At 61.8% G+C, this 6639-nt stretch carries 6 protein-coding genes; all 6 read left to right on the plus strand.

The window, feature by feature from the left end:
• Positions 1 to 53 precede the first annotated feature (53 nt).
• Positions 54 to 968: a beta-keto acid cleavage family enzyme gene (locus tag ROH8110_RS17960; protein ID WP_085819167.1), complete on the plus strand. Its 915-nt coding sequence runs from the start codon at positions 54 to 56 to the stop codon at positions 966 to 968.
• A 3-nt stretch (positions 969 to 971) separates the two neighbouring features.
• Positions 972 to 1736: an SDR family NAD(P)-dependent oxidoreductase gene (locus tag ROH8110_RS17965; RefSeq protein WP_085819168.1), complete on the plus strand. Its 765-nt coding sequence runs from the start codon at positions 972 to 974 to the stop codon at positions 1734 to 1736.
• Between the two features lie 92 nt (positions 1737 to 1828).
• Positions 1829 to 2908, plus strand: coding sequence for a TAXI family TRAP transporter solute-binding subunit (locus tag ROH8110_RS17970; RefSeq protein ID WP_085819169.1), 1080 nt, complete (start codon positions 1829 to 1831; stop codon positions 2906 to 2908).
• Positions 2909 to 3010: 102 nt separating this feature from the next.
• Entirely contained in the window at positions 3011 to 4942 is a 1932-nt protein-coding gene (locus ROH8110_RS17975) for a TRAP transporter permease (RefSeq protein WP_170156476.1), read from the plus strand.
• A gap of 79 nt (positions 4943 to 5021) precedes the next feature.
• On the plus strand, positions 5022 to 5645 hold the full coding sequence (locus ROH8110_RS17980) for a glutathione S-transferase family protein (RefSeq protein ID WP_085819171.1): 624 nt from the start codon (positions 5022 to 5024) through the stop codon (positions 5643 to 5645).
• Between the two features lie 6 nt (positions 5646 to 5651).
• On the plus strand, positions 5652 to 6488 hold the full coding sequence (locus ROH8110_RS17985) for a 3-oxoadipate:acetyl-CoA acetyltransferase (protein WP_085819172.1): 837 nt from the start codon (positions 5652 to 5654) through the stop codon (positions 6486 to 6488).
• Positions 6489 to 6639 lie beyond the last annotated feature (151 nt).

Below are 6639 nucleotides of genomic sequence, written 5' to 3' on the forward strand. Positions count from 1 at the left end.
GGAACGGGAACGGCACGCGATCCTGGTGGGAACGGGGATATGGGAGGAAGCGCATGAAACCGAGACTTCAATCAACCGACAAGGTGGTGCTGACGGTCGCACCCACCGGCGGATTGCATGGGAAGGAAGCGAACGCTGCCCTTCCCGAACAGCCCGAAGACATCATTGACGCCTTCGCCGAATGCTACGAGGCGGGCGCGACGATCGCCCATATCCATGTGCGCGACAAGGAAGGGCGCACCTCCTGCGACCCGGTGATCTACGGCGAGGTGATCGCGGGCATCAAGGAAAGGTGCCCCGACATGATCACCCAGGTCGGAAACGGAATCGGCATCCGGCGCGAGGGGGATGGCCGCTGGACCGGCTTCACGCAGGCCGAGCGGATGGCGCTGCTGGACCTTGATCCGGCGCCGGACATGCTGACCGTCAACGCGGGCACGTTCCACTTTCAGCACAAGGACGCTGAGTTCCTGTTCGACAATTCCAAGGCCTGGAATCGAGAGTTCATCACCGGCTGTCGCGAGCGCGGGATCATCAACGAGCTCGAAGTGTATGACGTCAGCCATATCCTGAACATGATGCAGCTTCGCGACGAAGGCATCCTGACCGACCCGATGCATTTCAGTTTCGTCCTGGGCATCAATGGCGGCGTGGCGGCCGAACCGAAATACCTGCTCACGATGCTCGAGGCGATCCCCGAAAACTCGAACTGGCAGATCGTATCGGTCGGGCGCTCGCAACTGCCGCTCACGACGATGGCCGTCGCGATGGGCGGCAACATGAGAACCGGCTTCGAGGATACGGTTTTCTATGCCAGGGGCGAGCTTGCCGAAAGCAACCGGCAACTGGTTGAACGCGCCGGGCGGATCATCAACGAACTCGGGCGCGAGGTCGCGGATATCGACTATGCGCGCGCCATGCTGCACCACAAGCCAAACGATCCGATGGGTCGAGCCGCGAGCGCCTAGGTCATGACCGATCCCATCTTCGATGTTTCGGACCGTGTCGTTCTCGTCGCCGGAGGTGCGCGCGGGCTGGGACTCGAGCTTGCCAAAGGCCTGGCACAACGCGGCGCGCGCATCGTGCTGGCCGACAGCTTGACCGAAGAGGCCGCAGAGGCCGTTTCGCAACTCGAGGGGAGCGGGCATTTCTCCACGTCCCTCGACGTGACCGACGAACAGAGCGTCGAGGATGTTTTCCAACTGATCCGGTCACGCGCCGGTCGCCTGGATTCACTTCTCAACAGTGCCGGCATCGCACGGTTCGCGCCCGCGGTCGAGATGTCGTCTGAGGACTTCGTCCAGACGATGGCCGTCAACGTGACCGGCGCCTTCTACCTTTCCCGATGCGCGGCGCGGGTCATGATGGCGCAGGACGGTGGCGGCCAGATCGTCCACCTGGCGTCGGTGTCGAGCCGCGTCGTGAACGAGACCTACGCGGCCTATTCGCCCAGCAAGGCAGCACTGGCGCAGCTCGTGCGGATTCTCGCGATGGAATGGGCCCGCAAGGGCATCACCGTCAATGCGATCGGCCCCGCGGTGATCAGGACTCCGATGACCGAGACCACCTTGCTGGCTGACCCTGAAACCAGGGCATACGCACTCGCTCAGATCCCGATGGGGCGCTTCGGAGAGCCGGGCGACCTTCTGGGAAGCGCTCTTCTCCTGATGTCGCCCGCCGGGCGCTTCATTACCGGGCAGACCATCTACGTCGATGGCGGCCGGACACTCAAGTAACGCCAACGGAGGAGGTGGAGCAAAAACCAAAGCGACCGACAACAGCACCCGGAAGAACATGGGCGCGAAAATTCATAATAAGGGAGGATAAAATGAAACAAGGTAGATTTTGGAATATTCGGTCCCTCGTATCGGCCGCGACGATCGCGGCGGGTGTCGTGACCGGCTCGATGGCCGCTTCCGAAGAGGTCATCCCCATGCTGGCATGTCCTCTTGGCTGCGGCGTGGTGCAGACCAACACGGTGTTGGCGGCCCGGATGGCTCGAGACGAGTCCGACATCCTGCCGGCCGCACAGGAGACCCCGGGCTTCATGTATAATGTCCGGGCCATGGCCGAAGAGGCGCGCTGGAAGACAACGGTCTTCGGCACTGAAGACACGGTGATCCAGGCCGCTTTCCAGGGCGGCAGGGAAGGGCTTGAAAAGTTCATGCCGCAGGCGGTGCCGATCAAGTTCAAGCTGCTGTTCGGTATCGGCGGTGTCGCCCAGGGGAAGTTCTTCATCACGCTTGATCCCTCGATCAAATCCATCGAGGACCTGAAGGGAAAACGCATCTCGCTTGGCCTGCCCACCCAGAGCGACTGGGGCATGGCTGCGTCTCTTCTGCTGGAACATGGATACGGGATCACGGATGAGAATACCGACATCCGCAACGTGACGCCGCCCGTGATGACGCAGGAGCTTATCGACGGCACCACCGACGCGGCGCTTGTGGCGCTTCTGACCAACGCCGACAACGATCTGTGGTGGACCAACGATCTTGCCAGCAAGATCGAGGCGTCCGGCAAGGCGATCACGTATCTCGGCGTGACCGAGGAGGCGATCGATGCGGTCAACGAAGAGTTCGGGATGACGCTGATCAAGGTCAACGTCCCGGCGGGCAGCATGCCCGGTCAGAAGGAAGATTTCCTCGCTGGCGTGAACCGCGCCTATCAAGCGGTTCACCCCGAGTTCCCTGACGACAAGGCCTACAAGCTCGTCATGGCGGTGCACAAGCATGGCCCGGCCCTGCGTGATACCGGCACCGGCTTCTGGAAGTTCTGGTCGGAGGCCACCATGATCGACGGTCTCTCCGAGGAAACAGCACATCCCGGCGCCATCAAGGCCTACAAGGAGCTCGGCATCTGGGAGCGGGCAGCGGATTTCTCGCCGGTCAAATACCCCGATAACTGAACACTTGTCCGCAATCCGCGAAGGCAGGAGGCGTGAACGCCTTCTGCCGCTTCAACGATGTCTCGAAGATAGGACCGATCGATGTCTCACCAGGTTGTAGCCATGTCCAAAATGTCCGTATCCGGCCGCCTAGTTGAATTCGCGGTATGGTTCGTGGGGTTGAGCCTCGTGGGATACCTCGCTGTCTCCGTCTTCGGCCTCGTGTCGCATGGGCCGGAATTCTACGTGAACTTCGCGATCGGCATCGTCGCGATGAGTGGCCTGCTGGCGCTGAGCGAACTCGGCAACCCGACGCAGCTCTCGGAGGAGGGCGACAGCCCCAGGCGCGCCCCGGCCCTTCAGAAAGTTGGCGTCATTCTCGCCCTGTTCTGCGGCCTGGCGGGACTCGCATACCTGCGATGGTATCTGGACTGGATCGTCCTCAATGCCCCGTTCTTCGATCAGGTGACGGTCATCTCTGGTTTCCTGACAATGATCGGGATCATCTATCTCACCTGGTTTCACTGGGGGTTGCTGCTGGCCAGCCTTTGCGCCGGTTCGATCCTCTATTTCTTCTTCGGCCAGCATATTCCGATTACGCTTCTGAAGCATCCGGGATACTCGGACGCCTTCATCATGAACTACGTCTCCCTGAACACGAACCAGGGGTTCTTCCAGTTCTCCGGGGTGGCCGCAGACCAGATCTACCTGCTTGTCCTGTTCGGAACGACCCTGCTAGGGGCAGGCATGCTCCGCCTGACGATCGAACTCGGCAAAGCCGCAGGACGAAGAGTGCGCGGCGGTGCGGCGCTGCCGGCGATCATCGCGAGCGGCTCGATCGGTGCCGTCATGGGGCAGGCCGTGTCCAATGTCGTTTTGAGCGGTCGTTTCACGATCCCCATGATGAAGCGCCACAAGTTCGGCGCAGCCATGTCCGGCGCCATCGAGGCATCCGCATCCTCGGCGGGTCAGATCCTTCCCCCCATCCTGGGCCTCGGCGGCTTCCTGATCGCGGCATTCCTCGGGCTTCCATACGTTCAGGTCGCACTTGCGGCACTGATTCCGGGCCTGCTCTATCTCACGGGTGTCGCTTTTGCGGTGGGAAACTACGCGCTCTACCGGGGCCTGCCGAAACTCGATGAACCCGTGGATCATCAGCTGATCTGGCGGATGGCGCCCACCTTCCTCGTGTCCTTCGTTGTCGTGATCTGGCTTCTGCTGGGCTTCCGGTCCGCGGGATATGCCGCTTTGGCGGGCATTGCCGTTGCCCTGGGCCTCTCGCTTCTTCAGGGCCGCTACCGCCCCTCCGCCGCCGATCTCGTGTCATCTCTTCGCGAAGGCCTGGTTCTGACCACGCTGTTGTCGCTCCTCATCCTTGCGATAGGCCCCTTGGGACAGGTCATGACCAGCACCAACCTGTCCGGCCGCCTGGCGACATTGCTGGCGACCATGCTGCCCGACAGCGAGATCCTTCTCCTGATCGGAGCGATGATGCTGTCGCTTGTGCTGGGCATGGGGCTTCCGACGCCCATCGCCTATGTGGTGGCGTCGCTCGCTGTGGTGCCTTTCCTTCAGGAGGTGGGCGTCGACCTGCTGCGCGCCCATTTCTTCGTGTTCTATTTCGCTGTGTTCTCCACCTTGTCGCCGCCGGTGGCCGTATCGGTTCTTGCAGCGGCGAAACTGGCGCGCGCGTCCTTCTGGTCCACGGTTGTTCGGTCGCTCCAGATCGCCAGCACGACATTCATCATTCCCTTCGCGGTCGTCTTCAACAAACCGCTGCTGGATTTCCCGAATGTCGATTTCCTGGTCATCATGCCGATCCTCGAGGTCCTCGCGACGCAGTTTGCCTGCGCCATCGCCGCATTCGGGTTCTGCTTCATGAAGCTAAGATGGGTCGGGCGGGGCTATTTCCTGTTCGTTGTCGCCATCGGATACGTCACCCTCACCCAGCACGGCCGGCCTGTCGCGCTTGATATTGCCCTGTTCGGAAGCCTGGCTGTCGGCCTCGCGGCCTGTTTCATGCGGTCGCGATTGCAAACCGCAACAGCCTCATGACCGGCATCGCCAAGCGGCCTCTGGACGCGGACATGCTTGGGACAGCCATTGAATACGCGTCAGAAAAAGGGAGACCCCCATGATCCTGATTGGTCGATACCTTTCCCCGTACACCCGCCGCGTAGCGGTCAGCCTGAATGTCCTGGGAATGCCGTTCGAGCGCAGGCCGCTGACCGCGTGGCACAATCTCGAGGACGTGCGCAAGGTCAACCCGGTCGGCCGGATTCCCGCGCTCATCCTCGACGACGGCGAAGTGCTGTTCGAAAGCAGCGCCATCCTGGACCACCTCGACCAGGTCGCAGGGCCAAAGCGCGCTTTGCTGCCTCCTCAAGAACCGGATCGCAGGGCGGATCTGCGCATTCTGGCGGTCTGCCTCGGTGTCATGGACAAGGCCGCTGCCGCCCGCTACGAAATGGTGATGCGCCCCGAGGACAAGATCCACCAACCCTGGGTCGATCATAACCTGGGGCAGGTGCGCTCGGGGCTGGCTTGGCTCGATGCGCATTTCTCGCACCGCCCCGAAGGCGACGATCTGCCCCAAACGGTCATTTCCACGGTCGTCATGCATGACTTCCTGGAAATCGCCCTCGCGGATCATCTTGAAATGGACCGCTACCCGGCACTCGGCGCCCTGAGCCGCAAATGGCGTGACGCCGATATCTTCCGGGCAACACACCCCGATATCGATACCAAACAGGAGTAAATCGCCGTGGCAAAACCCTGCATCATCTGCGTGGCCATCACCGGCTCCGTGCCCAGGAAGAAAGACAATCCAGCCGTGCCGATCACCGTGTCGGAACAGGTCGAATCCGTGCAGGAAGCCTACGAGGCCGGCGCATCCATCGCCCACTGCCATGTCCGCAATGACGACGAGAGCCCGACAACCGATCCCGAACGGTTTGCGCGCCTCAAAGAGGCGCTCGACACGCACTGTCCCGACATCATCATCCAGTTCTCGACCGGCGGGCGCACCGGCACTGGCAAGGAACGCGGAGGGATGCTGCCGCTCCGGCCGGAAATGGCGTCGCTCACGACCGGGTCCAACAATTTTCCCAACAGGATCTATGAGAATGCCCCGGAACTCATCGACTGGCTGGCGTCCGAAATGCGCAAGTATGATGTGAAGCCCGAGGTCGAGGCCTTCGATCTGGGGCATATCTTTCAGGCGGCCGCCATGAACCGCGACGGCAGGATACCGGGTTCGCTATATATTCAGTTCGTGATGGGCGTGAAGAACGCGATGCCCGTGGACCGGGAGGTTTTCGACTTCTACGTCAAGACCGTCCGCCGCCTCACGCCGGACGCCGAATGGTGCGCTGCCGGGATCGGACGGCATCAGATCACGCTCAACGAGTGGTGCATCGAGACGGGCGGACATTGCAGAACCGGGCTCGAGGACAACATCCGGCTGGACCGGGAGACGCTTGCGCCCTCGAATGCCGCGCTGGTCAGACGCACGGTTGAGCTTTGCCACAAGCATGATCGCCCGGTCGCGACACCTGCAGATGCGCGGCGGATTCTCGGGCTTCCCCCCAGGAGCGCTTGAGATCCGGCGGATACATCACCGCTGTCGCCACCGATCCGTCAGCGCCGATGACCCGCAAGCACCTGTATTGAAACAAAAAAGGCGCCCTGGGGCGCCTTGATTAATTGGTCGGAGTGAGAGGATTCGAACCTCCGGCCCCTGCCTCCCGAAG

The sequence above is a fragment of the Roseovarius halotolerans genome, assembly GCF_900172255.1.
In the GTDB taxonomy this organism is placed as follows: Bacteria; Pseudomonadota; Alphaproteobacteria; order Rhodobacterales; family Rhodobacteraceae; genus Roseovarius; species Roseovarius halotolerans.

Bases quoted from the DNA above. Each gene is read 5' to 3' on its own strand.
- ROH8110_RS17980 (WP_085819171.1), top strand. From the start codon at position 5,022: ATGATCCTGATTGGTCGATACCTTTCCCCGTACACCCGCCGCGTAGCG.
- ROH8110_RS17960 (WP_085819167.1), top strand. From the start codon at position 54: ATGAAACCGAGACTTCAATCAACCGACAAGGTGGTGCTGACGGTCGCA.
- ROH8110_RS17965 (WP_085819168.1), top strand. From the start codon at position 972: ATGACCGATCCCATCTTCGATGTTTCGGACCGTGTCGTTCTCGTCGCC.
- ROH8110_RS17970 (WP_085819169.1), top strand. From the start codon at position 1,829: ATGAAACAAGGTAGATTTTGGAATATTCGGTCCCTCGTATCGGCCGCG.
- ROH8110_RS17975 (WP_170156476.1), top strand. From the start codon at position 3,011: ATGTCCAAAATGTCCGTATCCGGCCGCCTAGTTGAATTCGCGGTATGG.